24 protein-coding genes are annotated in these 26,562 nt (G+C 52.4%); 9 read left to right on the top strand and 15 right to left on the bottom strand.

Going from position 1 to position 26,562, the window contains the following annotated elements:
• Window positions 1-4: 4 nt before the first annotated feature.
• The 6 genes from N7922_RS06805 to nqrC form a co-directional block, all read right to left on the bottom strand.
• Window positions 5-1,135, bottom strand: a complete 1,131-nt coding sequence (locus tag N7922_RS06805) for an ABC transporter permease (protein ID WP_263099817.1) — start codon at window positions 1,133-1,135, stop codon at window positions 5-7.
• Window positions 1,125-2,408: an ABC transporter permease gene (locus N7922_RS06800; protein ID WP_263099816.1), complete on the bottom strand. Its 1,284-nt coding sequence runs from the start codon at window positions 2,406-2,408 to the stop codon at window positions 1,125-1,127. The genes N7922_RS06805 and N7922_RS06800 overlap by 11 nt, the downstream gene beginning before the upstream one ends.
• 2 nt (window positions 2,409-2,410) lie before the next feature.
• Window positions 2,411-3,790 carry a Fe-S-containing protein gene (locus N7922_RS06795; RefSeq protein WP_263099815.1) on the bottom strand — a complete coding sequence of 460 codons (1,380 nt, stop codon included), beginning with the start codon at window positions 3,788-3,790 and terminating at the stop codon, window positions 2,411-2,413.
• 97 nt (window positions 3,791-3,887) lie between these two features.
• Complete coding sequence (locus N7922_RS06790; protein ID WP_263099814.1) at window positions 3,888-4,415, bottom strand: iron transporter; 528 nt, start codon at window positions 4,413-4,415, stop codon at window positions 3,888-3,890.
• Window positions 4,416-4,446: 31 nt separating this feature from the next.
• The gene (locus N7922_RS06785; RefSeq protein WP_263099813.1) at window positions 4,447-6,384 is read right to left on the bottom strand and encodes an FTR1 family protein; all 1,938 of its coding nucleotides are present in this window, start codon (window positions 6,382-6,384) and stop codon (window positions 4,447-4,449) included.
• Window positions 6,385-6,687: 303 nt separating this feature from the next.
• Window positions 6,688-7,452: an NADH:ubiquinone reductase (Na(+)-transporting) subunit C gene (gene nqrC, locus N7922_RS06780; RefSeq protein WP_263099812.1), complete on the bottom strand. Its 765-nt coding sequence runs from the start codon at window positions 7,450-7,452 to the stop codon at window positions 6,688-6,690.
• Window positions 7,453-7,763: 311 nt separating this feature from the next.
• On the opposite strand from nqrC, the gene N7922_RS06775 reads away from it, so the two are divergent.
• Window positions 7,764-8,336 carry a hypothetical protein gene (locus tag N7922_RS06775; protein ID WP_263099811.1) on the top strand — a complete coding sequence of 191 codons (573 nt, stop codon included), beginning with the start codon at window positions 7,764-7,766 and terminating at the stop codon, window positions 8,334-8,336.
• A gap of 13 nt (window positions 8,337-8,349) precedes the next feature.
• Entirely contained in the window at window positions 8,350-8,958 is a 609-nt protein-coding gene (locus tag N7922_RS06770; RefSeq protein ID WP_263099810.1) for an SMI1/KNR4 family protein, read from the top strand.
• Between the two features lie 52 nt (window positions 8,959-9,010).
• Here the strand turns inward: N7922_RS06770 and N7922_RS06765 are convergent, their stop codons facing one another.
• The gene (locus N7922_RS06765) at window positions 9,011-9,259 is read right to left on the bottom strand and encodes a helix-turn-helix domain-containing protein (protein WP_263099809.1); all 249 of its coding nucleotides are present in this window, start codon (window positions 9,257-9,259) and stop codon (window positions 9,011-9,013) included.
• Between the two features lie 108 nt (window positions 9,260-9,367).
• Here N7922_RS06765 and N7922_RS06760 point away from each other — a divergent pair, with 108 nt between their 5' ends.
• The 4 genes from N7922_RS06760 (at window position 9,368) to N7922_RS06745 (ending at window position 13,897) form a co-directional block, all read left to right on the top strand.
• Window positions 9,368-9,598, top strand: coding sequence for a helix-turn-helix domain-containing protein (locus N7922_RS06760; RefSeq protein WP_263099808.1), 231 nt, complete (start codon window positions 9,368-9,370; stop codon window positions 9,596-9,598).
• An 89-nt stretch (window positions 9,599-9,687) separates the two neighbouring features.
• Complete coding sequence (locus N7922_RS06755; RefSeq protein ID WP_263099807.1) at window positions 9,688-9,906, top strand: helix-turn-helix domain-containing protein; 219 nt, start codon at window positions 9,688-9,690, stop codon at window positions 9,904-9,906.
• A gap of 792 nt (window positions 9,907-10,698) precedes the next feature.
• Window positions 10,699-11,574, top strand: coding sequence for a hypothetical protein (locus N7922_RS06750; protein ID WP_263099806.1), 876 nt, complete (start codon window positions 10,699-10,701; stop codon window positions 11,572-11,574).
• Between the two features lie 4 nt (window positions 11,575-11,578).
• Entirely contained in the window at window positions 11,579-13,897 is a 2,319-nt protein-coding gene (locus N7922_RS06745; protein ID WP_263099805.1) for a UvrD-helicase domain-containing protein, read from the top strand.
• A 364-nt stretch (window positions 13,898-14,261) separates the two neighbouring features.
• Here the strand turns inward: N7922_RS06745 and guaA are convergent, their stop codons facing one another.
• Both guaA and guaB read right to left on the bottom strand, forming a co-directional pair.
• The gene (gene guaA / locus N7922_RS06740) at window positions 14,262-15,839 is read right to left on the bottom strand and encodes a glutamine-hydrolyzing GMP synthase (protein WP_263099804.1); all 1,578 of its coding nucleotides are present in this window, start codon (window positions 15,837-15,839) and stop codon (window positions 14,262-14,264) included.
• Between the two features lie 58 nt (window positions 15,840-15,897).
• Entirely contained in the window at window positions 15,898-17,364 is a 1,467-nt protein-coding gene (gene guaB / locus N7922_RS06735; protein ID WP_263099803.1) for an IMP dehydrogenase, read from the bottom strand.
• Between the two features lie 159 nt (window positions 17,365-17,523).
• Here guaB and xseA point away from each other — a divergent pair, with 159 nt between their 5' ends.
• The 3 genes from xseA to N7922_RS06720 all read left to right on the top strand — a co-directional run bounded on the left by xseA (window position 17,524) and on the right by N7922_RS06720 (window position 20,335).
• Complete coding sequence (xseA, locus tag N7922_RS06730) at window positions 17,524-18,897, top strand: exodeoxyribonuclease VII large subunit (RefSeq protein WP_263099802.1); 1,374 nt, start codon at window positions 17,524-17,526, stop codon at window positions 18,895-18,897.
• Between the two features lie 71 nt (window positions 18,898-18,968).
• Window positions 18,969-19,994 (top strand): M4 family metallopeptidase, encoded by a 1,026-nt coding sequence (locus N7922_RS06725; protein ID WP_263099801.1) that lies wholly within the window; start codon window positions 18,969-18,971, stop codon window positions 19,992-19,994.
• The gene (locus N7922_RS06720) at window positions 19,994-20,335 is read left to right on the top strand and encodes a protealysin inhibitor emfourin (protein WP_263100849.1); all 342 of its coding nucleotides are present in this window, start codon (window positions 19,994-19,996) and stop codon (window positions 20,333-20,335) included. The genes N7922_RS06725 and N7922_RS06720 overlap by 1 nt, the downstream gene beginning before the upstream one ends.
• Here the strand turns inward: N7922_RS06720 and N7922_RS06715 are convergent.
• From N7922_RS06715 to ispG, 6 genes are all read right to left on the bottom strand, one after another.
• On the bottom strand, window positions 20,332-20,547 hold the full coding sequence (locus tag N7922_RS06715) for a zinc ribbon domain-containing protein (RefSeq protein ID WP_263099800.1): 216 nt from the start codon (window positions 20,545-20,547) through the stop codon (window positions 20,332-20,334). The genes N7922_RS06720 and N7922_RS06715 overlap by 4 nt on opposite strands.
• An 84-nt stretch (window positions 20,548-20,631) precedes the next feature.
• Entirely contained in the window at window positions 20,632-22,107 is a 1,476-nt protein-coding gene (gene der / locus N7922_RS06710; protein ID WP_263099799.1) for a ribosome biogenesis GTPase Der, read from the bottom strand.
• A 120-nt stretch (window positions 22,108-22,227) separates the two neighbouring features.
• Window positions 22,228-23,406 carry an outer membrane protein assembly factor BamB gene (gene bamB, locus N7922_RS06705; RefSeq protein WP_263099798.1) on the bottom strand — a complete coding sequence of 393 codons (1,179 nt, stop codon included), beginning with the start codon at window positions 23,404-23,406 and terminating at the stop codon, window positions 22,228-22,230.
• 10 nt (window positions 23,407-23,416) lie between these two features.
• Window positions 23,417-24,037: a YfgM family protein gene (locus tag N7922_RS06700; protein ID WP_263099797.1), complete on the bottom strand. Its 621-nt coding sequence runs from the start codon at window positions 24,035-24,037 to the stop codon at window positions 23,417-23,419.
• Window positions 24,038-24,073: 36 nt separating this feature from the next.
• Window positions 24,074-25,348, bottom strand: a complete 1,275-nt coding sequence (hisS, locus tag N7922_RS06695; protein ID WP_263099796.1) for a histidine--tRNA ligase — start codon at window positions 25,346-25,348, stop codon at window positions 24,074-24,076.
• A 95-nt stretch (window positions 25,349-25,443) separates the two neighbouring features.
• Complete coding sequence (gene ispG, locus N7922_RS06690; protein WP_263099795.1) at window positions 25,444-26,562, bottom strand: flavodoxin-dependent (E)-4-hydroxy-3-methylbut-2-enyl-diphosphate synthase; 1,119 nt, start codon at window positions 26,560-26,562, stop codon at window positions 25,444-25,446.

Below are 26,562 nucleotides of genomic sequence, written 5' to 3'. Positions count from 1 at the left end.
CGCGTTACTCTCCTTTAAGCACTTTTGCCGGTTCAACGCTAACCGCACGCCGCACCGGAACAATGGCCGCGAGCACCGCGACCAGTAACGACAGAACCAGGGTGATTGGTAATACCGGCAGGCGCAGGGAAATGGTGGCGTTAAATACCGTCATCCCCAGCAGTTGCGCCAGCAAATAGCCCAGCCCCCAACCGCAGACCACCGCCGCCAGCGCGATAATACCGGTCTCCAGAAGTATCTGGCGCATGATGTCGCCATTGCTGGAGCCGAGCGCTTTTTGCAGCGCAAATTCACGCGAACGCTCACCCACAATCGCCATCAGCGTGGTGTTCACGCACAGCGATGAGAGCGCCAGGATGACGATTGAAACCAGCCCCATCAGCCCTTTGATCTTATCCAGCACCTGGCCTTCAGAAGCCGAGACTTTACGCACCGGGCGGATCTCAAGATCCGGGTATTGCTGCTGTAAACCCTGCGCATAGCTTTCCACCTGCCCGACATCGTTACTCACGCTCAGCAAAGCATGGCTGATTTTGCCCGGCTGATGCAGCCAGCTTTGCGCCACATCCAGACTGACGATCAGCATGTTGTCGGTCGCATCGCCTGCCTCGACAACGCCTTTAATCAGCAACTTTTTACGCGCCTGATGATCTACAAGCGTGATGCTGTCGCCTGGCCGGACGTTGAGACGCTCAGCCAGCTTGACGCCGATCATCGCGTTGCGATCGTCAAAGCTCACGCCAATCCAGTTGCCGGTAACCTGCCAGTACGGCGCCAGTTTTTGCATCGATTCAAACCACACCCCGACGATCACCACTTTTTCCAGTTCGGTGCGCGCCATTCCATACAGCCACGGACTGGCGCCATGGATAAGCCCGGCAGGGGCATTATCCAGAATGGCCTGCAATTCCGGCTGCGGCATGCCCGAACCGTGCGCAGGCCCGATGTAGAAATTCGCCCCGAAGGTGCGCAGTTCTTCACTCATCTTGCTGTTGATATCAAACCACACGGCAGAGAGCGCAGTGACGATCATCGCCCCAACGGTCAGCGCGGCGAACACCACGCTGACGCGCTGTAAACGCAGGCGCAACGCACGCCACACCAGCAACCAGAGCATGTCGCACTTAGCGGCCATACAGCACCTCCACAGGGTAAAGACGGGCAATGCGCCGCGCCGGGAACCAGGTGCCAATCAACGCAATCAGTACCGCAATCACCAGCACGCAAGGCACCACAATCCAGGCAAAATTGAGCGGGGCAGCAAACAACATTAACCCGATGGCTTTTGCCAACCCCCAACCGGCAACGCACCCCAGCGCGCCACCCGCCAGGCCGCTGGAGGCGGCTTCCAGGTAAAACAGCAGCAGAATTTGCCACTGCCGCGCACCCAGCGCTTTCATCAGGCCAATCTCTTTAGCGCGCTCCATAATGGTGCTGGTCATCAGCGAGGCAATCCCCATCGCGGCAGCCACCAGTGCGGCGAGCGTCACCACGCCCATCAGCAACTGGATCTTGTCGATCACCACGCCTTCTGACGCGGCAACCTGCCAGACCGGGCGCACTTCCGCCCCGGAAATCGCTTCTTCAAGCTGGTGAGCAATCGAGGAGACATACGCCGTGCAGTACCAGAGGTCGTACTCTTCGGCATTCAGCGCTTCGAGGTTTTCCCGCGCGCGGCGTGAAAGTTCGTTTTCCGGCACGGTGAGCGCCGAAACGCGGATCGCCTGCACCTTGCCCTGCAACCCCAGCAGTTGCTGAACGGTAGCGAGCGGCATCACCAGTTGATTATCTTCTTCACCACCGCTGGAGAGGATGCCGCTGACCACCACATTCTGAGCGTGATCCCCGGCGTGGAGCGTAATCTTATCGCCCACTTTCCAGCCACTGTTACGCGCCAGCGCATGCCCCACCAGCACTTGCGGAACCTCACCAACCGGCTCCTGCGGCCATGCGCCATCCACCTGCCAGAAAGGGCTGACCATGCGTTGCCCGGTCTGATATCCCTCTTCATCCGGGATGTCGACCGGCTGGCTGAAGAAGGTGCCTAACACCGGAGTCTCACGGCCATTGGCCGTCACTTCGCCGCCAAGCATCGGGGCGAAGCCAACAATGTTATTGCGCCAGAAGATATCTTTAATGTTGGGTAATTCCGACTCATCCAGGAAATCCTGGCCGGAGAGCGGGTTGCTTTTCTCACTGAACATCGCCGGGAGCGCAGCCTGCCCGGCGGGTTCAATCAGGATGTTCGCGCCGTAGGATTTCAGCTCACGCGACATCTTGTCGCCGATGTCGATCGACACCGCCAGCAGCGCAGAAATCAGGCTGGAGGCCAGAAAAACGGTCAGTATCGCCAGCGCCTTACGCCGGATATTACGCCCCCAGGATTGCCGTAGCATTCGCCATAACATAGCTACTCCTCCTTCGCCAGACCTGGCGCAAACTGCTCAGGCGCACTGCGGAAGCGGTTATAGTTTGCTTCAGATGCAAAGAACCAGGTTTTACCGCCCCAGCTGTATTTGTACTCGGCAGAGGTATTGGTCAGCGTGGTTTTATCCACCGGGTCGGTCACGCTGATGGTCATCACCGTCGAGAAGTAGTTCACCCCGGCTGCCAGCGCATCGCGCGGGATAGTCAGCTCTTTCTCATCGTTGCGCCAGTTGTCGATCGGCACCGGGTTACAGCCCCCCGCCTTACCAATAGACGGAATAAAAATATGCACACCGCAGGCCACGCAGATAACCTGGTTGCCTTCCATCACATAGCCCTGATCGCCACACAGCAGACAGGCGTCGAACACCACGCCAAAGCGCAGCTTGTCCGGATAGCGGTTGATGATGAAAAAGCGCACCGCTTTACCATCATCCGCCACCCAGACAAAACGGTGCAGCTTGCCATCGCGCAGTTGCGCCACCGGCAGATGGACCATGCCGTCGCTTGCCAGGGTGACCGGCTGCGCCTGCGATAACTGCGGCGGCTGCGACGCGACCAGGTTCCACCAGAGCTGACCGGCAACCACCACGGCGGCACACGCGATGGTGGTCAGTAACAGACGTATGGCATTACGGCGTTGCGCGCGGGCAAGACGGTGTGCAATCGGATCCTGCTGAAGGCGCACAGCGCGAAAACGACGGCTCAACGCAGGCAGCCAGCACACCGCAAGGAGCAGCAACACACCCGCGCCCGCCCAGTTGTACAGCTCAGCGTTATTCGTTACCCGCGCGACAAAACTCAGCAGCGGCTTGAGCAACGGCACGACCTGCAGTTTCATCAGCAGTAACAACACGTTGCCGCTCAATGGCAACCAGATCAGCACCATCACCACCAGCGTAAGCGGCCAGTAAAGCCAGCGCAGGCGGCTGACCAGCATCCCGCACAGCACCGCCGCCAGACTCAGCACCGCGAAGGCCAGCACCAGAGAAGTGAGATTAAGCAGCAGGTCGGTATTCAGAACGTGGGTGCTGGTGAGACCGCCAAGGTTGGGGTCCAGCCCCCAGTGACGCGCGGCACCCAGCACCAGCACGCCCTGTAACAGGTAGCGCACGCGGTGCGGCACCCACCAAAAGCTCAGCAAGAACAGCAGCGACACCAGCACTTCGGCGCAAACCAGCAGCAACTGAGCCGGCTGCGAGCCATGGAAAAACAGCCCGCACAGCAGACCGGCAGCCAACCCGCCAAGCGACGACCACACCAGTGGCCGCACCGCCGGGCACGGGCCACGGCTCCAGAGCAGACCGCAAAGCAGGGCTACGCAGAAAAAAACCTGAAGTGTGGTGACAAAAAAGTAACTCATGACATCGACTCGGGTAGGGCAAACAAAGAGTGGCTCTGCGCGGGTAACGGTATCGCGGAATCACGCCGCGATACCGACATCAACACCTGCGCTTTAATCAGTTCAGGCCGACATATTTGAATTCATAGCTCACGTCGAACGGCTTCCACCAGCGGCCCACACCGGTTTCGGTGTCCGTATGGCGGTGCATCCCCGCTTTGGCTGGCGGCTCAATGTGGTAGGTCACTTTGTAGTTGCCCACGCCCATCATTTTGATGTTCGCGCCGTAGTGCGGGCCATCGCTGGCGACCATCGGCATGAAGGTGCCGTCTTGTTTTTCGCCGGTGTCGGTGTTGACCAGGCTGTAGCTGATGGTGAGATACGGCACCCATTCACCCGCGCCAAAACCGTTTTTGTTGCCTTCGGTGGCATGAATGTCGGCTTCCAGGTGGATGTCGGATTTAGCGGCAGGCAGCCCCATGCCACGCGGTTCCATATCGATCGGCTGCAAGTAAACGGCAGCCAGCTCCATTTCGTTCATTTTTACCGGCTCGCCCGCCGGGTGTTCCTGGAATGCCAGGGCTACTGGTGCAGTGAAAATGCCGGTCATTACCGCACCGGCAATAAGCGCTTTCTTCATGGTCATTGGACTTATCCTCTCGTCGTAAAATTGGCGATCAATTATTTTTAATCATCTCCCCCGGGAGGTGGTTGCGGCGGCGCATCACCCACAGCGCCACCAATGCGGCAAGCAGCAACACCGCCTGCGGCACCAACGTTTCCACATAGGGATAAATGCCCAGCCAACTGACTTCTGGCATGCCATTAATCAATGTTGGCTGGAACAACTTGCCTTCCACCAGTTCGAGCACCCCTTTACCGGCAAAGACGAATGCCATCAGGTACATAAAACTGCCGGTAAACATAAAGAACGGTTTGAGCGGCAAGCGGACGACCGAGTAGCGCATCACCAGCCAGGCCACCAGCAACACCACACAACCAATGGCAAACCCCGCGCCAATGGAGAGATGACCGGCAACGTCTTTCGCATCACCAATCAGCGCAAAGTAGAACAGCACCGTTTCCGCCCCTTCGCGGTAAACAGCAAGGAAACAGGTCAGCCACAAGCCGACCAGCGAGCCGCGGGTTAACGAGTGGGACAGCTTGCCCTCCAGCCAGGCTTTCCAGTGCCGGGCCTCCACTTTGGAGAGCAGCCAGTAGCTCATGAAGAACAACATCACCACCGCAATCAGCATGGTGAAGCCTTCGAGCAACTCACGGCTGGCACCGGAGTTGGTGAACAGCATCTGGAAAATAACCGCCGTGACTACGCTTGCGACCAGCGCCACAATCACCGACTGGCGGATCAGCGGCATTTTGTCCTGGTGATTGTTTTTCACCATGTAGGCGACAATCGCCGCCACAATCAGCAAGGCTTCCAGCCCTTCACGAACAATGATCATCAGGCTGTAGAGCAGCAGGCTCCACTGGGTCTCTTCCCCCTCGCCCAGCATGGTGACGGCATTTTGCAGATCGTTTTGCAGGGCGCTGGCCTCGGTAAGCAGAGCGCCAACCGGCTGCCCGGCCTTCATCAGGCTCACCAGGCGGGTAAAGTGGTTTTCCAGCGTGGTTTTGAACGCCGAGTCACGGGAACCGATTTTGTTCTCCATGCCGGTGGCTTCAAAGCGATCGAAGTAAGTGTCTTGCAACGCGAGGATCGCCTCTTGCGCGCTGCCGTTCTGGTAGAGCGTGATAGCGTTACTGATGCTGTGATTAATCGCGGATGCGATGCTGGCCCAGTCAGCATTCTCCGGCGCGTCGCTGGCGACAGGCGCAGTGGCCGCGCTTTTTTCCGGCGCGCTCACGGGTTGATCGTCACGTGTGGTCGGCAGGCCAGGTAACAGATCTTCGATGTCCTGCAACAGCGAAGTCACCTGATACGAGACATCATTGAGATGATCGGGCTGCGCAGTCAGCGCAATCAGCGCGGTGAACTGCTGGTTGATGGAGGCGGCGTCTTTCGCAGAACGGTTCTGGCGCACCGACATCTCCATTTCGGAGTTTTTAAAGCCCTGATAATGCGCCTGCTGTACGCGCTGGCTGGCAGCGGTGAAGTTCCCGGCCTGATATTCGGTGACCGCCTGGGCCAGGAGATCGTCGATGCTGCGGAAGCTGTTTTGCCAGTACACGGCAATGTCATCGCGGGAGAGCGCTGAATGCTGTTCTTCGGCAACCAGTTTATGCCCGCCATCGAGCACCGGTTCCACCTCACGCAGCGCTTTTTTCAGCCCGTCGATTTTGCCCTGCACCTCGCTGAGCGGCTTGCCTTCGCCAATCATTTTGCGGATCTCGCCGAAGGTGCTTTCCATCTCGTAGCTTTTACTGGCAGAGAAGTTAATGCGGATTGGCCCTTCGAGGTTTTCGAACACCTCAAAATAGGCCATTTGCACTTCGCGGCGGGCGTCATTGGTTTTTTGCTGCTGATAGAGTTCCGCCGTTTTATCAAGGCGTTGCTCAATGTCCTGAATGAACGGTGCGTAGTTGGTCTCCGCCCATACGCATGCGCTGAAGAACAGGCCAAACAGAGCCACCAAAAAAGAACGGAAAGTCACCACTGCGCACACCCGTTAAATACAAATGATAATGATTATCATGATTCTTTTTTGGTTTTTGTACATGACCAGGATCATGAAACTGTCAAACAGTGACAAGTTATGTAAATAAATGATGAAGAACGGGCAGAAATAACCTTACTTTCCATGAAAGTAAGCGCAGTCTATTTTTTGGCAAGGTGCAGAACGGCTGTGCATTTTCCCGCACAGCGTTCGGGGAAATAACATTCGCTAAACGTTAATAAAAAGCCAGCAATAACAACATGGCTGGCTTTTTATACTTAACGTAAATAACTGCGGTACGGATTACTGATTCGATAATATTTGCTTATCTTTCATCAGGCGTTGCAGGAAATGGCCATAAGCGCGATCGCCCGTCCAGAAATTAATGCTTTTCTCCACGCCAACCGAGGTCATTGTTGCGCCGGTAATACCATCCACCGTGTAGTTATCGCTATTTCCGCTATTCTGCTGAACCACTTTCAACGCCGGTTGCGCCCGATCATCCAGCACTTTTTTGCCCGGCCACTGGCGCAACCAGTCTGCATCGTCCACCTTCGCGCCCAGGCCCGGTGTTTCATCCTGATCGTAATACAGCAGGTTTTTCACCGTGCGCCCGTCGCTCTCCAGTGCCAGAAACGCATGCATCATCGACTTCGCGCCCTTGCCCGAAACGGGCAGGATAACCTGCTGAATTTCATGCTCATTGTTTTGAATGAAATAGATATCGGCAATGCTGCAACGCTGGCGTATCTGCGCCGGGTCCTGATCGGCCGCCAGCGTCACACAGGTTTTTTGCGCGTCCTGATGCGCTGCCACCGGCAGTAATTCGCCGCTGTCCAGGTTGACCTGGCGAACAATAACCCGGCGCGCGAAAAGCGTTTTTATCGTTTCCGGGTCAGGTTTATTAGCACGCACTAACCCGGCGACCTGAAGTATGGCGGCGGCATGTGGCTGATCTGCCGATTGCCCATCATCACTTTTCAGCACCAGAAAATATAACGCCACCACCGCAAAACACAGAACACAAAATAACATCATCGATGCAACAATAATTTTACCTTTACGCATAAAACCTTTTCCCTGACGCTAACACAACCCGCGAAATATACATTCCGCAGGTAGCTTTATTTTCGTATTTTTAATAGATATGCCACTGGTTAAACAGGTTTGCAATACATTGGGTAAATTCTCAATGGCAGAAATAAACGCAAAATCGCCGCTTAAAAATGCCAATTTTAATACCCATAAGGAGTCCGAGGTGCTGAATAAAATTTCGCAACCGATGGGTAATACGACCAGCAAGATCAATAACCTGTTCTCACGACCTCTACAGTGCGTTACCTTATTCCCGAATGGCGGCAAGGCTGACAAAGGAACTGATGATGCGTTATGAATTCGTTGAGGTACTCAACGATCTGATTGATTACTTTTTGCTGGGTGACATCCGCCTGTTGCAGGCCTGGAAGGAAGAGCATGCACTTGATGACGATCTGGCATCCGAGTTTGTCAGTAATGAGAGCAGCGACCAGGCTGTGCAGGAGGGCATCGTCATCCCCTTAGCGGGCATCGAAAATTACCCGTACACCATTATTTTCAACCTTGCGGATGAGACACCAGAACTGCTCAAGCCAGAGAGCCGCTTACAGCACCAGCGCAGCGGCTATGTGTTGCGGGTCGAAAACCGCCAGCTTCGGCTGTTCACCTGGCGAGTTCTGCAAAACTTCACCGATGCGCAAATCAGCGCGCTTGAGGAGCGTTATCGCCAGCCAGGGCGACCGCAAATTGACATCGACAACGGTATGTATGAGGTTGAGATCCTTGCCGGGGAAGTGCTGCGCGGCGACGATTACGAACCTGCTATTGAGTTCGTGCTGAAGAAAACCGAACGCGAGCACGCAACCGCCGATATGGATATGAATTACCGCTTCACTGTCGACAGCCAGACTTATTAACCGGGACACGATAATGACTTCAGATGACCAGGCACTGCCGCCACTTGCGTGGCCAGCATTTACCGACGAAGCAGAGCGGCTGGCGTGGTGGCGCGCCTGTGCGCAGGCTTACCTCGACCTGTGGAATAACCCGCCGCCCATCACTCCGGTTAAAACTCTGGATGTAGACGCACTGGAACAGCGGCTGGGCTGCGCCCTTCCACCGCTGCTGCGCCGCTACCATGAACAGATTGGCACACTAGACCTTGCGGAAAGGCTGTGCAGCGTAGTGCCCGAGAAATACGCCAGCATCGAACCGCTGCTGGATGCTTACCCCGGCATTAGCGACATCCTGGAAGATGCGCCGGACGCAGAACAGCTGTCGGCGCTGGTTGATCAGTTGGTTGCTTTTGGCGACTACCTCGGCAACGGCAATTTGTGGTGCTTCCACCGGGAAACGGGCGAGGTGTGGTACTTCGATCACGACAGTTCGCCGATGTTGACGCAGATCTTCAGCGACACGGGCCAGTATCTCGACGTGCTGATGTTCAAATGCCTGCTGGCCGCCCACGACGAAGAGGATAATGAAGATCTGCTGCGCGAACACCTCGGCGATGAGGTTGTGGAGAAATGGATGTATTGAGAAGGCGGTAATGCCCCTGGCACGGGAGCATTACCGTTTTACACTTTAGCGTTTATGCGCCCTGCTCTTCATACGCACACTGATCGGATTGACCCCCCGGATACCGCGACGGCCAGATGGCTTCTGGTCGGGTATCTAACGCTTCAGCAATTAACCGCTCCCCTTTCGGCCAGTGCCGGGTTAAGGCATTGGCGAGCGTGGATGAAGCCAGCCCAGACTCACGAGAAAGTGCCGCCAACGATGTCCCTTTTTTCCGTAAACCCGCAATAATATCTGCCGGATGCCAGTCCTGATATTCCATGGTGATTCTCCTTTTCATGTTGACTATAAGTCACATAATAGCACAACATTTTAGAATTGTGACTAATAGTCCGTGGACTTATAGTCATCAAATGCCAATGCTTTAGGCATGAAAAAAACCGAAGATATCAGAGTCCTGCTGGGACAACGAGTTAGAACGCTGCGTATGCAGGCAGGACTTTCGCAGGAAAGTTTTGCTGAGAAGTGCGGCCTTGATCGCACTTATATTAGCGGCATCGAACGCGGCACCCGTAATCCAACACTGGAAGTGCTTTATATCCTCGCAATCGCCCTTCATACCGAACTCTCTACTCTGTTCATCTTCAACGAACCCGGCTGATCGATTTTGCCAATGAGATCAACCAGGCAGCCTGTTATGTGACTCATCGTCCGTGGTCTGATAAGCAACGAAGTACGATGCTGTCGGGCATGGAAAATACAAAAGACATCACCGTGCGTTTTGGACAACGCATAAAAGCCCTCCGCTTAGAGCGCGGGCTTTCTCAGGAAGCATTCGCAGATAAGTGCGGATTAGATCGCACTTACATCAGCGGGATTGAGCGGGGAGTGAGGAACCCAACGTTAGAGGTAATCGCCGTCATTGCGGATGGACTGGGGGTGGGGTTGGATGGTTTATTTAGATTTTGACGATTAAACAATCATAGTTTGGGACTATTTATCGTTTAATTAATAGCTTGTGAACACCCAGTCGTTTCGAAAACATGCACTTTAACGTTATATAATATTATTCTACCTCTTGAGCAACGCTAAATTCCCCACATTAATTGTTATTCCCCCTTCGGATGACACTGCAGAAAGGTAAATACTGGAAGCAACATTACCTAATTCAATTATAGCTAAACCATATATAATTCCATTAATTTTGCCCCCGAAAAAGCCAACTCTGTTATCAGACTTACATATGTTAATTTAGTAGAAACAAATAATCACCTTCATAATACTCCCGTACACAATCAATTAAATTCATTAATCCTGAAGATTAATAATTATTATTTCAACAGGTTTTAATGGGATATTCACCCTACAAAATATAATATATTAACTCAAATAATTCATAATCCTTTGATTTTATTATTTATTTGAAGTTTTTCAATATTCATGGAAATACTAAGCAGAAACTTAAACCAGCTGATCAGATGTTAAATACTAATAATAACTTGCTAATCACGAAAATTGAGATTCCTGAAATCAATGCTCAACAAATCGGTTAACAAAACATGCAATGGAATGATGACAAAGAATATATTCATTAAATTTACATTGCAAAGAGTCGCATTCCATTACAATATGCTAACATTGTATTTTACATAGCATTTGTCAGATAAGTGACTCACACCCATAAATTTAACTTAAGCAAACAAGTACATGTCATAAGCAGAAAGAAAAAGGTACGTCAAATCAGATAGGAAGACAGAATTTATGCCGATAACCAGTAAAATAGAAGCCAAAGATTTTTACAAAAACCTTCCATCAATTGAACATGAGACAGGTGACATTTGGCTTAATTTGCCAAGTTGGGGGATTGCCAAGCTAAATAAATGTTCAGGCATAGTATTGACTCCCGCTTGTGATTTGAGTCAAAAAAAAACTGAAACAGCTTTTATATTACCAATAATACCACTACGTGATTATCTCTACAGTAAAGCATTTTATTTTGATCTATGGAAAGAAATCAATTCGAAGATTAAAAATATTGGAGAGGAAAAGAGCCATACGTCGAGATATTCCAATCCTGATACCACTATTTTCTATCCTCTTCTGGAAAACCTGGAAAAGGACAAAAAGAAAAAAGCACTATATGAGCAATTAAAAGAATATTGTAATTATATATCTTACGTCAATTTACCAATGGCCCATCGAAATGATAAACCCTCCCCGAATTTCGAAATTATTCTAGGAAAAACAAAATACGAAGATATTCTCAAAAAAATATTTACAAACTCATATAAATCAGATGTTCATTTTTTACCTGCATTTAATAATGCAGGGGAGTACTCAGCAGTTCCTGTGCACTCAGTAGCATTATTTCGCCACTCATATACTGTACCAATTGAAGTTTTAGATGCCGCACAATCTTCTTCATCCGTTTGGTGGGGTGATGATCGAATAACTTTGGCAGCCAGCTCCCCCATAGCCCATTTTTTTGATGAGTGGCCTATAAAAGCATCTGGTCTAAAAGATGATTTTTTGTCCGATTTAATCTCAAGATACCTGTCGATGTTTATGCGACTAGGTTCTCGAGATTTTACAGCACACACAATTGAAAACTTTGTCACCGAAATCAAAGGAGTATAATCCTATGTTTATTGCATTAACCCAGGGTATGGCAGAGTGGTTATTACCAAAGATTGGAGTTATTGATAAACTCCAAGATGTCATGATAAAGACATCAGCCACCCCTAATATTTTATCGGGCAAATTATACAATGAAGGACCATTTAAAATATCCGTATCTCAAGATAATAAATTATTTTGCATTTGGCACTCCGATTATTTAATTGGCACTGGACAAGAATCATTAGCAATTATTAAACTATCTGGCGAACACTCAATTACAAGCGTGCCAAACATCAAAAAAGAGTCGTTAGAAAGATCAATATACCTTGCCAACCAAAGGCTTCAAGGATTACTTGTTGAAGGCGCATTCATGCATAGAAAGCATGACGATAACATCCACACCCTATTAGCAGGCAGAGGTACTGAAGCAAGACAGTACAGCATAGGATACTATGATCAAATTAATGGGGGAGAGGAATCGTCGAGCAGAACTTTACTTTCAGTTGGCCCAGGTGATAGTTTCAGAGAGTTAGTTAAGTGCGTAGAAGATCATATACCATTAATAAATGAATTAGCATCAACTGCAAATAAAATTATATCCGCAGTGAAATTCGAACCTGCTGAGAACGATCCTACACTTGAATCTCTGTCTTTTTCTATTAAAAATTATTTGGATGAAGCAGGGCTCAAAAATGATTTCGGCAACTCCCAAATTGTGGCAGGTGACAAATCCTTGGCTGCAGATGATGTATATCGCACAATGAGTTTCAACTATGATGATTGGGTAGCACAAGACAGTCCATTAACAGAAGCACAACGAAAAGTATTATCATCTGAAGCACTAGATAGATATCCCCTGCGCATACTCGGTCCAGGAGGATCGGGCAAAACGCTTTTAATGCAGCTATTAGCATTAAAAAAGGCTGAATCAGCCCACGAACGAAATGAAGAATGTAAAATAATGTACATAGTTCATTCTGATGCGATGAAATCTAAGGTATTGCAACGTTTTCAATTGCTCGCTGGAGAAAAATCAGATCTATTATCAAATATAAAAATATCAACTCTATCTGAATATTGTAGAGAAAAACTACAACTATCTGTTGATTCGATATTGGATCGTGATGCAGATGATGCAAAACTATTTCAACTTCAGCAAATTAAAGAGGGATTGATACAAGAAAAGAAAAATCATCTAGATAAAATATCGCATAGCGAGTTATTAAAATCTGTTTTTGAAAACACAGACCTTGGAGAGATCTTTGCAAAATTACTTTTATCCGAAATATCAATATCAATTAAAGGCCATGGGTTGGAACAAGACAAAAGAAGGTATGTTGAATCAGAGCGAAATCTCAGCCGTCTTCATGGTGTTTTAAGTAAAGAAGAGCGTGAATTTATATTTACAATCTTCGAATGGTACCACCGTGAAGTTTTTGAGAATTATGGGGTACTTGACCCAGATGATTTAGCATTATCTCTCTATGGTTCAATAAGAACACCTGTCTGGCGCTTACGGAGGAAATCAGAAGGCTTCGATTATATTTTTGTGGATGAAGCTCAACTTTTTAACGAGAATGAACGAAGACTATTTTCATTGCTTTCTAATGATTCTAAAGCTCATGTGCCAATTGCCCTTGCGCTTGATGAAGCACAATCATTTTACGGTCAGTCTAATGCAGGGCTTGCTACTCTGGGAATTAAAGACATATCGAGCCAGAATCTTGACTCTATCCGACGATCAACTCTAGAAATAGCAAAACTTGCTTTTTTTATTATACAGCGAAGCACAAACCTTTTTAGTAGCGACTTCCCGGATTTCACATCTATTGAAAGTTTTAACTGCCCCGTTAAAAGTATGCGATTTGGGAAGCCTTCAATTGAGAAAGAGTCTCCAGAGTCAAAGAATTTTGGGAGATTCATCCTCAAAAGAGTTAGAGATTTTAGATCTGAAAACATTAGACAAATTGCCGTAATTTGCCATACCGAAAGTTTTTGGTCGACAATTGAGAGTGAACTATTTCAAGCAGATTTACCTTTTCAGGTACTTCGAGAACGAGGTGAAAAAATAAAATCAGAACAACCGATTGTCGTATTATGTAGACCTGCGCAAGTTGGAGGTCAAGAATTCGATGCTGTTATAGTTGTTGGTCTTGAAAAAGGAGTACTTAGCTTTAAAGATAACCAAGCATTTGAATCAGCGATCGAGCAACAGATGATCAGAGAAACTTACTTATCGATAACCAGGGCAAGGTATAAAGTAATTTTTGCAATAAGTAAATTATCTTCAGAAAATGAATTAATAGCAGAAGCTGTATCAGCAGGATTAATAACAAAATGATAACATGCGCCCTTTTTTAAAATAGTCAGAACCGTTTAACAAAGGGCCTTCCCAATCAATCACTACGACCTCCAACAATAAGATTTTAAGTATAATCCTCAGCATTAATATAAAATATTATTTTTATTCAAAACGAAACAAAAAGAAATACTTATCACGGACGCAGATATATTTAATATCTATACTATATAGTTTAAACCCTTATTCTAAAGAAGAAATAATAATGTTTTCAAATAACGTTTAATTAGAATGTTAGAACATAACATTTTCTCATTTAAATATTCATACTCCCGCAAAAAAAAACCAGCAACTGCAAAGCTTGCTGGTTTTTTCTGATTTTAACGTTTAATCAGGAGGGCTAATATCATTCCCACTCAATAGTAGCTGGCGGTTTGCCGCTGATGTCATACACCACGCGGGAGATGCCGTTGACTTCATTGATGATGCGGTTGGAGACGCGGCCGAGGAAATCGTACGGCAGGTGCGCCCAGTGCGCGGTCATAAAGTCGATGGTTTCGACTGCACGCAGAGAGACAACCCAGTCGTATTTACGACCGTCGCCCATCACGCCCACGGAGCGTACCGGCAGGAACACGGTGAAGGCCTGGCTCACTTTGTTGTAGAGATCGGCTTTATGCAGCTCTTCAATAAAGATTGCATCGGCACGACGCAGCAGGTCGCAGTACTCTTTCTTCACTTCGCCCAGTACGCGAACACCGAGGCCCGGCCCCGGGAACGGGTGGCGGTACAGCATGTCGTACGGCAGGCCCAGTTCCAGACCAATTTTACGCACTTCGTCTTTGAACAGCTCACGCAGCGGTTCAACCAAACCCATCTTCATCTCTTTCGGCAGGCCGCCCACGTTGTGGTGAGATTTGATAACGTGCGCTTTACCGGTAGCTGAAGCGGCAGACTCGATCACGTCCGGATAGATGGTGCCCTGCGCCAGCCATTTAACGTCTTCCAGCTTCAGTGCTTCTTCGTCGAACACTTCCACGAACACGCGACCGATGATTTTGCGTTTCGCTTCCGGATCGTTCTCGCCAGCCAGCGCAGACAGGAAACGGGACTCGCCTTCCACGTGAACAATGTTCAGACCGAAGTGGTCACCGAACATGTCCATCACCTGCTGGGCTTCGTTCAGACGCAGCAGACCGTTGTCCACAAATACGCAGGTCAGGTTTTTACCGATGGCGCGGTGCAGCAGCATTGCGGTGACGGAAGAGTCCACGCCGCCAGAAAGGCCGAGGATCACTTTGTCTTCGCCCACCTGCTGGCGGATGCGCTCAACGGCGTCATCGATGATTTTTGCCGGCGTCCACAGCGCTTCACATTCGCAGATGTCGCGCACAAAGCGCTCCAGCAGGCGCAGGCCCTGGCGGGTATGGGTCACTTCCGGGTGGAACTGCACGCCGTAGAAGCGTTTTTCTTCGTTCGCCATAATCGCAAACGGGCAGCTTTCGGTGCTGGCAACGGTCACAAAGTCAGACGGAATAGCCGTTACTTTGTCGCCGTGGCTCATCCACACGTCCAGCAGCACCTTGCCTTCTGCGGTCAGGGAATCTTCAATGCCGCGAACCAGCGCGCTGTCGGTCTGAACTTCTACCTGCGCATAACCGAATTCACGTTCGCTGGAGCCTTCAACGTGGCCGCCCAGTTGCATCGCCATGGTCTGCATGCCGTAGCACACGCCAAGTACCGGCACGCCTGCTTCGAACACATACTGCGGGGCGCGCGGGCTGTTGTCTTCGGTGGTGCTTTCCGGGCCGCCAGAAAGGATGATGCCGCTTGGATTGAAGTCGCGGATCTGCGCTTCGGTGACATCCCACGCCCACAGTTCGCAGTAAACGCCCAGTTCACGCACGCGGCGCGCAACCAGCTGGGTGTACTGGGAACCGAAGTCGAGGATCAGAATACGATGTTTATGAATGTTGTCCGTCATTGACGCTACTTCCGAGGCAAGTTACGAAAGCGCCCGGTAAAACCGGGCGCGAAAATCATTAAGAACCCATACGGTAGTTCGGGGATTCCTTGGTGATGGTCACGTCGTGAACGTGACTTTCCTGGATGCCCGCACCGCTGATGCGCACAAATTCCGCTTTGGTGCGCAGGGCGTCGATAGTACCACAGCCGGTCAGACCCATACAGGAACGCAGGCCGCCCATCTGCTGGTGAATGATCTCTTTCAGGCGGCCTTTATAAGCCACGCGGCCTTCGATGCCTTCCGGTACCAGTTTGTCGGCGGCGTTATCGCTCTGGAAGTAGCGGTCAGAAGAGCCTTTGGACATCGCGCCCAGAGAGCCCATCCCACGGTAAGATTTGTAAGAGCGGCCCTGGTAGAGTTCGATTTCGCCCGGGGATTCTTCAGTACCCGCCAGCATGGAGCCAACCATCACAGCGGCTGCGCCAGCAGCAATTGCTTTGGCGATGTCGCCAGAGAAGCGGATCCCGCCGTCAGCGATAACCGGGATGCCAGTGCCTTCCAGTGCTTCAACCGCGTCGGAAACGGCGGTGATCTGCGGAACGCCCACGCCGGTAACGATACGGGTGGTACAGATGGAGCCAGGGCCGATACCGACTTTCACCGCGCTCACGCCCGCGTCCGCCAGCGCACGTGCGCCTGCGCCAGTTGCGACGTTACCGCCAATGATTTGCAGGTCCGGGTATTTAGCACGGGTTTCGCGAATGCGCTGCAACACGCCTTCGGAGTGGCCGTGAGAGGAGTCAATCAGCAGTACGTCAACGCCTGCGGCAACCAGCGCATCCACGCGCTCTTCGTTGCCCGCGCCGGCACCGACTGCCGCGCCAACACGCAGGCGACCCTGCTCATCTTTACAGGCGTTCGGTTTACGTTCTGCTTTCTGGAAGTCTTTCACGGTGATCATGCCGCGCAGGTGGAAACTGTCGTCCACAACCAGCGCTTTCTCAACGCGTTTTTCGTGCATTTTAGCGAACACCACTTCGCGGGATTCCCCTTCGCGAACGGTCACCAGGCGCTCTTTCGGCGTCATATAAACGCTGACTGGCTGGGTCAGGTCGGTCACGAAACGCACATCACGACCGGTGATGATACCGACCAGTTCGTTGTCGCCGTTGACAACCGGGTAACCGGCAAAGCCGTTACGTTCGGTCAGCTCTTTGACTTCGCGCAGGGTGGTGGTCGGCAGCACGGTCTGTGGATCTTTAACCACGCCGGATTCATGTTTTTTCACGCGGCGAACTTCTTCCGCCTGGCGCTCAATTGACATGTTTTTGTGAATAAAGCCAATGCCGCCTTCCTGTGCCAGGGCGATTGCCAGGCGCGCTTCAGTCACGGTATCCATCGCCGCAGAGAGCATAGGAATGTTCAGGCGAATGGTTTTGGTGAGCTGCGTGCTCAAGTCGGCAGTATTCGGCAGAACGGTGGAATGAGCGGGAACGAGGAGGACGTCGTCAAACGTCAGTGCTTCTTTAGCAATACGTAGCATGGGCAATATCTCTGACCTGGGGGGTTAAATATTGCCGTGGCATTATACAGAGCGTAACCGATTGCATCCACACTTTTTTAAGAAAAATACTTGCTATCCCCTCGTATCGGGTTACTATCGACTGAATAACCTGCTGATTTAGAATTTGATCTGGCTCACATGTCATCGTTCCAATCCCCTTCCATTTATACCGTCAGCCGCCTCAATCAGTCGGTGCGCTTACTGCTGGAACGCGAACTTGGCCAGGTGTGGATCAGCGGCGAAATCTCCAACTTTACCCAGCCTTCTTCCGGTCACTGGTACTTCACCTTAAAAGACGACACCGCCCAGGTGCGCTGCGCAATGTTCCGCAACAGCAACCGCCGGGTCACCTTCCGCCCACAACACGGCCAGCAAGTGCTGGTGCGCGCCAATATTACGCTGTATGAACCACGCGGTGAATACCAGGTCGTGGTCGAAAGCATGCAACCGGCGGGCGAAGGTTTACTGCAACAGAAATACGAGCAGCTTAAAGCGAAGCTCGCGGCCGAAGGGCTGTTTGATCAGCAGTTTAAACACCCACTCCCTTCACCTGCGCACTGCGTTGGCGTCATCACCTCGAAAACTGGCGCTGCGCTGCACGATATTCTGCATGTGTTGAAACGCCGCGATCCGTCGCTGCCAGTGGTGATTTACCCGACGGCAGTCCAGGGTGAAGACGCCCCGGCACAGATTGTGCGTGCCATCGAACTGGCGAATGCGCGCCAGGAGTGCGATGTGCTGATTGTCGGGCGCGGCGGCGGTTCGCTGGAAGATTTGTGGAGCTTTAACGATGAACGCGTGGCGCGGGCGATTTTTGCAAGCACCATTCCGGTGGTTAGCGCCGTCGGGCATGAGACCGATGTGACGATTGCCGATTTTGTCGCAGACCTGCGAGCACCAACGCCGTCTGCAGCGGCGGAAATCGTCAGCCGTAATCAACTGGAACTGCTGCGCCAGGTGCAGGCGATGCAGCAGCGTCTCGAAATGGCGATGGATTATTACCTGGCAGGCCGCAACCGCCGCTTTGCTCAACTGAATCATCGCCTGCAACAGCAGCACCCGCAATTGAGGCTGGTTCGTCAGCAAACCGTGCTGGAACGTTTGCAACAGCGCATGCACAACGCACTGGATACCCAGTTAAAGCGCGCATCGTTACGCCAGCAGCGCGTGATGCAGCGCCTGAACCAGCAAAACCCGCAGCCGCGAATTCACCGGGCGCAAACCCGCGTGCAGCAGTTGGAGTATCGCCTCAGCCAGACCATTCGCGACCGCTTAAGTCACACGCGTGAACGCTTTGGTACGGCAATCACCCACCTGGAAGCGGTCAGCCCGCTGGCGACACTGGCGCGTGGCTACAGCGTGACTACTGCGACGGATGGCAAAGTGCTGAAACAGACTAAACAGGTGAAAGCGGGCGATAAGCTGACCACGCGGCTGAACGATGGCTGGGTAGAAAGTGAAGTCAGCGCCGTCAAGCCCGTAAAAAAACCGCGCCAGCGTAAATCCTCCTAATTTGTCCGCCCCCCGGATCCTGCGGTCCTATACTTTTTGTTGTTCTTTTTTGTTTTATCAAGGAGATCAACATGCATTCATATCGCCCGTACAGCGTTATCCCGCCCTATATCCTTCGCCGCATTATTGATAATGGTTCCGAGCTGCAACAGCGTTGCGCCCGGCAGACCTTAACGCACGTGCAAACGCTGATGGCGCACAGCCACGGTAAAGTGGATGCGCCGCTGGTGACCTCGCCCGGTGAACTGGTGCGCGATATTTATGACGCCAAACAAAAAGAGACCCTGCCCGGTGAGCAGGTGCGCTACGAAGGTCAGCCGTCGAATGGCGATGTCGCCGTGGATGAAGCCTACGATTACCTTGGCGTCACGCACGATTTCTTCTGGCAGATTTACCAACGCAACTCGCTGGATAACCAGGGGATGATCCTCAGTGGCACCGTGCATTACGGCAAAGAGTATCAAAACGCCTTCTGGAACGGTCAGCAGATGGTTTTTGGCGATGGTGACGGTGAGATTTTTAACCGCTTTACGATAGCCATTGATGTGGTGGCGCACGAACTCAGCCACGGCGTCACAGAAACAGAAGCGAACTTAATCTACTTTGAACAAGCGGGCGCACTGAATGAGTCGCTATCAGATGTTTTTGGATCACTGGTGAAGCAGTATCACAAACAGCAAACCGCCGCCGAAGCAGACTGGATTATTGGCGAAGGTTTGCTGGCAAAAGGCATTCACGGCCGCGGGCTACGTTCGATGTCTGAGCCTGGCACCGCCTATGATGACCCGTTATTGGGTAAAGATCCGCAGCCCGCGCATATGAAGGACTATGTCAAAACCCGGGAAGATAATGGCGGCGTACATCTGAACTCAGGTATTCCTAACCGCGCGTTTTACCTGGCGGCGACCGCCGTTGGCGGGCATGCCTGGGAGCAAACAGGGTACGCCTGGTACGATACCGTCTGCGATAAGTCACTGGCGCAAGACGCGGATTTCGCCGCCTTCGCGAAACTCACCATCAAACACGGCGAAAAACGCTCCGGCAAAAAGGTGTCGGCGGCCATTGAGCGGGCGTGGAAAGATGTCGGAGTATTATGATGAACGAACCGGAATTAACCGACGATGCGGTGGTGGAGTTAGCCCGTGAAGGCGGGCTGGCTTTTATGCCGGCGCTGAGCGGCAAACGGCGGATAGTCATTGCCCGGCTCAGCGCCGAGCAGCGCCAGCGCCTGGTTGAGATCCTGCATCAGGCGTTGCCGCTCGGGCAACCGCCCGGGAAGCCAGACTCACCAGGACGCGGCGATCAGCGCTTTTACCGTGTGCAGATAACCTGGACCTCACAGCCGACAGATATGCTGTTGCTGATCCCGGAAAGCAAAGCGCCACCCTCATTTGTCGAGCTGTGGCGCGAAGGTGAAGCGTGTATCTGCAAGTCTTAACGCAGGGTAAATTCAACGCGTTTTTTGGAAATCAGCCCGTGGCCGTGCTGGCAGAAGAAGTCCACCGCGCCACAGGCTTTTAACACCTCCAGAGGCTGATGGCACTCCGGGCAGTTGGCCTGTACGTCAATGTCTGCATCGCAGCCGTGGCAGTGGGCATGCGTTCCCATCAGTTCCAGCGGGTTGTGGCAGGTCGGGCATTTTAAATCCATAACGTGCTCCTTAATGTTTCGCTGGGCTTATCATACACCGCCGCAGACAAAAAACCCGCCAGCCGGCGGGTTTTGAGCGAATGGTTACTTACTTTTCTTAATGTGCTTGATCAGGCGCTTACGTTTACGCATCTGGTTCGGCGTCAGGGTGTTGCGCTTCTCTGCAAACGGGTTTTCCCCTTCCTTGAACTGAATACGGATCGGCGTGCCCATCACATCCAGCGATTTACGGAAGTAGTTCATCAGATAGCGTTTGTAGGAATCCGGCAAGTCTTTAACCTGGTTACCGTGGATCACCACAATCGGCGGGTTATAACCACCGGCGTGCGCGTATTTCAGCTTCACGCGGCGACCGCGCACCAGCGGCGGCTGATGATCTTCCGATGCCATGGTCATAATGCGAGTCAGCATCGCGGTGCTAACGCGGCGGGTAGAGCTGTCGTAGGCTTCGCGAACCGACTCAAACAGGTTACCAACGCCGCTGCCGTGCAACGCAGAGATAAAGTGCACGCGGGCAAAATCGATAAAGCCGAGGCGGTAATCCAGCGTCTCTTTAACCTGCTCTTTCACTTCCTGGGTCAGACCATCCCACTTGTTGACCACAATCACCAGCGAGCGACCACTGTTGAGGATAAAGCCCAGCAGCGACAGATCCTGGTCGGAGATGCCTTCGCGGGCATCAATCACCAGCAGCACCACGTTAGCGTCTTCGATTGCCTGCAACGTTTTGATAACGGAGAACTTCTCCACCACATCGGTGATTTTGCCACGCTTACGCACGCCCGCCGTATCGATAAGTACGTACTCACGTTCATCGCGCTGCATCGGAATGTAGATACTGTCACGCGTGGTGCCCGGCATGTCGTACACCACCACGCGATCTTCGCCAAGAATACGGTTAGTGAGTGTGGACTTACCGACGTTCGGACGACCGACAATAGCCAGCTTGATCGGCAGATCCTGCGGGTTAAAATCGTCTTCCGGCTCTTCTTCTTCGCCGTTTTCACGGGCTTCGAACTGCGCCCAGTACTCCGCGTCTTCGTCCACCTCTTCCGGTGGATTCAGCTCGTCCATCCACGGCATCAGCACGTGTTCCAGCAGGCTGGTCACGCCGCGCCCGTGAGAAGCGGCAATGGCGTAGATTTCGCCGAGACCCAGCGAGTAGAAATCTGCCGTTGCCTGATCCGGGTCCAGACCATCGGTTTTGTTCGCCACGAGGAAGGTCGGTTTTTCACGCGCACGCAAATGCTTCGCAATGGCAGAGTCTGCAGGCATCAGGCCTGCGCGCGCATCCACCATAAACAGCACCACATCAGCTTCTTCAATCGCCAGCAGCGACTGTTCCGCCATGCGGGTTTCCACACCATCTTCCGTGCCGTCGATACCGCCGGTATCGATGCAGATAAACTCACGGCCTTCCACTTCAGCACGACCGTACTTACGGTCACGAGTCAGACCCGGGAAATCCGCTACCAGCGCATCACGGGTGCGTGTTAAACGGTTAAATAGCGTGGATTTTCCAACGTTAGGGCGCCCGACAAGCGCGACCACAGGTACCATGTTTGAAGCCTCATTACAGAAAATTCATTAGCAAAACGGTGCGATTTACGCAGCGTTTTAAAAACAGGAAAACGGCCCCTGCAACAGGAGCCGTCTTCGGGAACGACAACCTCAGCGCGATTAACGCGTGATGGCGTACAGCGTACCGTCTTTTGCCTGGATCAGCAGTTTGCCATCGGCAACGACCGGCTCGGTCAGGAAACCAGAGCTGTCGACTTTCTGCTGCGCCACAAAACGGCCGTCCTCGACATTAATCCAGTGCACATAGCCTTCGCTATCGCCTGTCACGATATAACCATTATACAACGCCGGAGCGGTAAGGTTACGGTGCAACAGGTCGCTTTGTGTCCACAGGGTCACGCCACCATCAGTGGTGAGCGCCAGAATACGGTCGTTCTGATCGATAAGATAGATACGGTTGCCATCAACGATAAAGTCGCTGACGGAACCCAGCTCACGCTTCCACATGATCTGACCGCTGCGCAGATCCAGCGCCGTCATGTTGCCATTGTAGGCCAGCGCGTACACCACGCCATTCACCACCACCGGCGTGGTATCCACATCGCTCAGACGATCGATTTCCGTCGGTCCGTTTGCCTGGGAGATGCGCTGCTGCCAAATCAACTGGCCTTGCTGCATCAACACCGCACTCACACGACCGTTGTCACCGCCAACAATGGCAGCGCCAAAAGCAGCAGTCGGCGCAGACTCACCGCGCAGGGAGAGCGCGGGCATATCCAGGTTAACGGTCCATTTCACTGCACCGTCAGTTTCATTCAGCGCTTGCAACTGGCCGTTGCTGGTATGGATCAGTACCAGACCGTCGCTGACTACCGGGCGAGACAGCGCCTCACCGGCCACTTTCGTTTGCCAGGCTGCGGAACCGTCGCTGGTGTTCAGCGCATACACACGCGCTTTTTCGCTACCCACATACACATGACCGCCGGAAACGGTCACACCGCCAGACAGCTGCGCAGAACGAGTAGAGAACCAGCCATCTTTTTCGGCCAGATTCACGGACCAGACTTCACGACCATCTTCGGCATGCAAGGCTTTCACCACACCATGGCGATCGGCAGCATACACCACGCCATCCGCAAAGGCCGGATGCAGGTTGGAATAGAAGTCGCCGATACCGTTGCCAACGGAAGTGCTCCACGCCGTTGACGGCGTAAACTGGTTTTCAACAACCGGCAGCGGGGACATTTTGACAACATCTTCTTCGCCGTTGAACAGGGAACAGCCGCTCAATAACGTAACGGAAAGCAGTCCAGGCAGAAGTAATTTACGCAATTGCATCGGGTCCCTCTTAGATGGACAAATTATTAATTTTCATTTGCATCATTTCACTCAACGCAGGGGAAGCATTGTTTTTAATGCCGTTTTCCCATGCGGTGCGCGCGCCTTGTTTGTCGCCTTTGCTCAGCAGTGCTTCGCCACGCAAATCAGCCACGATAGCCGACCAGCTGTCGCCTTTGACGGCATCCAGCGTTTTCAGCGCCACATCTTGCTGCTTCAGTTGTACCTGAACACGGGCCAGACGCACGTTGATCATCGATTTCAGATTCTCATCGCTGGTTGCCGCAAGCCCTTGTTGCAACTGGGCGGCGGCTTTATCCAGCTCGTTTTTCTCAACATACTGCTGTGCAAGTTCCAGCGAAGCCAACGCACCGTAGGTGTTTTTATTGTCAGCAGCGAACTTCTCCGCCGCTACGAACGATTCCGGTTTGCCAGCCTGAAGCGCGGAGACCGCGGTTTCATAAGCTTGCGATGAGGCTTTTGCTGTATCCGCCTGATGACTGGTCCAGTAACGCCAGCCAACCAGCGCACCGATACCTAAAACAACGCCAACAGCCAGCGCTTTGCCGTTCTCGGCAAAGAAGCGCTTAATCGCGTCTACCTGGTCGTTTTCGTTTTCGTAAATTTCCACGCAGTCCTTCTCCTTAACGATAATTCACCGGGGAGATTAGCCCAGTAGTGTGCGCAAATGCGCCGCAACGCTGTCCTGCGTTACCGTACTCTGCTCACCAGAGCGTAAATCCTTCACCACAACATTACCGTCGGCGATTTCAGATTCGCCGAGCACCAGTGCGACGCGAGCGCCCCACTTATCTGCACGTGCAAATTGCTTTTTGAAATTGCCGCCGCCGTGGTTCATCATCAGCCGTACGCCAGGTAACGCATCACGCACCTGTTCACCCAACTGCATTGCAGCGGATTGCGTATCGGCGCCAGACGCCACCAGGTATATATCGACAACGGATTCTGCTTTAAATTCCGGATTAACTGCCTGAACTAACAAAACAAGTCGTTCGAGGCCCATTGCGAAGCCCACCGCAGGGGTCGCACGACCGCCCAGTTGCTCGACCAGACCGTCATAACGACCACCGGCACACACGGTGCCCTGCGCGCCCAGACTGGTGGTGACCCACTCAAACACGGTGCGGTTGTAGTAGTCCAGACCGCGCACCAGGCGCTGGTTAACGGTGTAGGCAATACCTGCCGCATCCAGGAACGCGCAAAGACCTGCGAAGTGTTCGCGGGACTCGTCATCCAGGTAATCACCCAGTTTCGGCGCATCGTTCAGCAGCGTCTGGATGTCCTGATTTTTGGTATCCAGCACGCGCAGCGGGTTGGTGTACATGCGACGCAGGCAATCTTCGTCGAGCTTATCTTTATGCTGTTCCAGGAACGCCACCAGCGCATCACGGTAGGTCGCACGTGCTTCCAGCGAACCGATGGAGTTAAGTTCAAGCGCAACGTGAGAAGCAATCCCCAGCTCGCGCCACCAGCGGGCAGTCAGCATAATCAGCTCGGCATCAATATCCGGCCCTTGCAGGCCAAACACTTCGACACCCAACTGGTGGAACTGGCGGTAGCGCCCTTTCTGCGGACGTTCGTAGCGGAACATCGGCCCGACGTACCATAAGCGCTGTTCCTGATTGTACAGAAGACCATGCTCGATGCCGGCGCGTACACAGCCCGCCGTACCTTCGGGACGCAGTGTCAGGCTATCGCCGTTGCGATCGTCAAAGGTGTACATCTCTTTTTCAACCACGTCGGTCACTTCACCGATCGCGCGTTTGAATAACGGGGTCTGCTCTACAATCGGCAAACGGATTTCACTGTAACCGTAGCTGCCGAGCACGTTTTTTAAGGTGCCTTCAATGCGCTGCCAGATGGCGGTCTCGCCAGGCAGATAATCGTTCATGCCGCGAATGGCTTGAATATTCTTTGCCACGTTTATTCTCTTTATGAATACAAAAAATGAACCCTCAGGGCCGGAGCGCCTGGCGGGTTCATCATACACGGGAAGCCAGCCGCTTCCCAGTCACGTTATTTTTCTACCTGTTGCACGTCGATACGGCGCGCTTCGTCCAGAATCGACGCTTTCGCGCGAATGCGGGCTTCAAGCTGGCTGATCATATCGCTGTTATCAAGGCGATCTTTGCGCACACCGTCTTCATACAGGCCGCTCTTCTTGTTGCCGCCTGTCACGCCCAGCGTAGAGACCAGCGCTTCGCCCGGACCGTTCACCACGCAGCCAATAATAGAAACATCCATTGGCGTGATGATATCTTCCAGGCGTTGCTCCAGCGCGTTAACCGTACCGATAACATCGAACTCCTGACGGGAACAGGTCGGACAAGCGATAAAGTTAATACCGCGGGAGCGGATGCGCAGCGATTTCAGGATATCGAAACCGACTTTGATCTCTTCTACCGGATCGGCCGCCAGCGAAATACGCAGCGTGTCGCCAATCCCTTCGGAGAGCAGCAGGCCGAGGCCAATCGCCGATTTCACCGCGCCCGCGCGTGCCCCACCGGCTTCGGTGATGCCCAGATGCAGCGGCTGTTCGATCTGCTTCGCCAGCAGGCGATAAGACTCAACAGCGAGGAACACATCAGAGGCTTTGACGCTGACTTTGAACTGATCAAAGTTCAGGCGATCGAGATGATCCACATGGCGCATGGCAGATTCGAGCAGCGCCTGCGGCGTCGGTTCGCCGTATTTTTCCTGCAGATCTTTTTCCAGCGATCCGGCGTTAACGCCGATGCGGATAGGGATGTTTTTGTCACGCGCACAATCAACAACGGTGCGAATACGCTCTTCGTTGCCGATATTACCGGGGTTGATACGCAGGCAATCAACGCCGTATTCCGCCACTTTCAGCGCAATGCGGTAGTCAAAATGAATGTCCGCCACCAGCGGAACGCTCACCTGCTGTTTGATCAGTTTGAACGCTTCCGCCGCGTCCATGGTCGGGACGGAAACGCGGACGATATCCGCGCCGACGCGCTCAAGGGCTTTGATTTGGTTAACTGTGGCTTCAACATCCGTGGTGCGGGTGTTTGTCATTGACTGCACAGCGATAGGAGCCCCATCGCCGATTGGCACATTACCAACGTAAATCCGTTTCGATTTCCGACGCTGAATCGGAGCCTGGTTATGCAT

Origin of the sequence: Kosakonia sp. ML.JS2a (assembly GCF_025642095.1) — a bacterium.
Taxonomy (GTDB): domain Bacteria; phylum Pseudomonadota; class Gammaproteobacteria; order Enterobacterales; family Enterobacteriaceae.
Note: the sequence above shows the minus strand (reverse complement) of the source record. Positions and strands in the feature narration are given on the sequence as shown.